We start from the raw sequence: 1,181 nt of genomic DNA, 5'->3' as shown, positions 1-1,181 counted from the left end.
GCGCCTTACTCGATGATTTTGGACACGACGCCTGCGCCGACGGTGCGGCCGCCTTCGCGGATGGCGAAGCGCAGACCGTTTTCCATGGCGATCGGGGCGATCAGCTCGACGCCGAACGACACGTTGTCGCCGGGCATGACCATCTCGGTGCCTTCGGCCAGGGTCACGGTGCCGGTCACGTCAGTCGTACGGAAGTAGAACTGCGGACGGTAGTTCGCGAAGAACGGAGTGTGACGGCCGCCTTCTTCCTTGGTCAGGATGTAGGCTTCGGCTTCGAACTTGGTGTGCGGAGTAACCGAGCCCGGCTTACACAGAACCTGGCCACGCTCAACGCCGTCACGGTCAACGCCGCGCAGCAGGGCGCCGATGTTGTCGCCCGCTTCACCGCGGTCCAGCAGCTTGCGGAACATCTCGACACCGGTGCAGGTGGTCTTCTGCGTGTCGCGGATGCCGACGATTTCGATCTCGTCGCCAACGTTGATCACACCACGCTCGACACGACCGGTCACAACGGTACCACGACCCGAGATCGAGAACACGTCTTCGATCGGCATCAGGAACGGCTGGTCAACAGCGCGCTCGGGCGTGTCGATGTACTCGTCAACGGCCGCCATCAGTTCGCGGATCTTGTTCTCGCCGATTTCCGGGTTGTTGCCTTCCATCGCGGCCAGAGCCGAACCTGCGATGATCGGAATGTCGTCGCCGGGGTAGTCGTAGCTGGACAGCAGTTCGCGAACTTCCATCTCAACCAGTTCCAGCAGCTCTTCGTCGTCAACCTGGTCAACCTTGTTCAGGAACACGACCATCTTCGGGATGCCAACCTGGCGGCCCAGCAGGATGTGCTCGCGGGTCTGCGGCATCGGGCCGTCAGCTGCGTTCACAACCAGGATCGCGCCGTCCATCTGCGCCGCACCGGTGATCATGTTCTTCACATAGTCGGCGTGGCCGGGGCAGTCGACGTGCGCATAGTGGCGGTTGTCGGTCTCGTATTCCACGTGGGCGGTCGAGATGGTGATGCCGCGCGCTTTCTCTTCCGGCGCGCCGTCAATCTGGTCATACGCCTTGAAGTCGCCGAAATACTTGGTGATTGCTGCGGTCAGCGTCGTCTTGCCGTGGTCAACGTGGCCAATCGTGCCAATGTTGACGTGCGGTTTTGTACGCTCAAACTTTTCCTTTGCCAT

At 61.3% G+C, this 1,181-nt stretch carries 1 protein-coding gene; it reads right to left on the bottom strand.

What is annotated here, in order from left to right; translation table 11 throughout:
* Positions 1-5: 5 nt before the first annotated feature.
* On the bottom strand, positions 6-1,181 hold a 1,176-nt coding region (tuf, locus tag ACR0FC_RS19245), incomplete at its 5' end, for an elongation factor Tu (RefSeq protein WP_170343064.1).

The organism is Ruegeria sp. BB9, from assembly GCF_056539345.1.
This window is presented reverse-complemented; position numbering and strand designations above follow the sequence as displayed.